Here is a 400-nt window from a genome sequence, read left to right on the forward strand (position 1 = left end):
TACCGCGCTGCTAACCTCCGGCAGCACCGGCAACCCGCGGGCGGTGGTCCACACGCTGGCCAACCACCTCCATAGCGCTGTCGGCTCCGCCGCCAACCTTCCGGTCGAGCGCGACGACCGCTGGCTGGTGGCGTTGCCGATGAGCCACGTCGCCGGGCTGTCGATCCTCGGCGTCATGTCCGGCTCCTTCCCACTCGATGCGGCACGGGTGATGGCCGTGCTGAAGGGCGGAGGCGACGAACTGGAACGGCTGATCGTTCTCGAACACCGCGTGCCCAGAGTGCTGACCGCGCTGGGCGTCGGCCTGGCGCTGGGGCTGGCCGGCGAGATGGTGCAGACGCTGCTGCGCAACCCGCTGGCCTCGCCGGACGTGATCGGCTTCACGGCCGGCGCCGGCGCC

General features: G+C 71.5%; 1 protein-coding gene. It reads left to right on the forward strand.

Annotated features, from left to right (window positions below; translation table 11 throughout):
* Nucleotides 1-400 (forward strand): iron chelate uptake ABC transporter family permease subunit (locus tag AC5E6L_RS07955; RefSeq protein ID WP_491772467.1); only part of this gene is annotated, 400 nt, incomplete at both ends.

Source organism: Roseitalea sp., from assembly GCF_984466335.1.